The sequence below is a fragment of the Dielma fastidiosa genome (assembly GCF_000313565.1).
In the GTDB taxonomy this organism is placed as follows: Bacteria; Bacillota_I; Bacilli_A; order Erysipelotrichales; family Erysipelotrichaceae; genus Dielma; species Dielma fastidiosa.
The window spans coordinates 1-227 of the sequence record NZ_CAEN01000122.1 but is presented as its reverse complement, the minus strand read 5'-3'; the positions used below and the strand labels follow the sequence as shown (position 1 = coordinate 227).

The following is a 227-nucleotide window of genomic DNA, read 5'->3' as shown; positions in this document are numbered from 1 at the left end:
GCTGGAACCAAATTCTTGATATTGATTAACCCATCTTCTTACAGTTTCTACTGGGATTTCATTTTCACTTGCAAGTTGTATCTTACTTTTCTTTCCGCTTAAATATTGTTCGCAAATAGTTACTTTTTCTTTTTCTGATAATTTATGTCTTCTTCCCATAGAAAAATCCCACCTCCATAGTTACACGTTTGTTTTTTTCGTGTGTCTACTTTAGTGGGATCATATCA

1 protein-coding gene is annotated in these 227 nt (G+C 33.0%); it reads right to left on the bottom strand.

The features are described 5' to 3' along the window. A partial coding sequence (locus tag DAHG_RS22080; protein ID WP_022936314.1) for a transposase occupies window positions 1-159 on the bottom strand: 159 nt, incomplete at its 3' end. Between the last annotated feature and the right edge of the window lie 68 nt (window positions 160-227).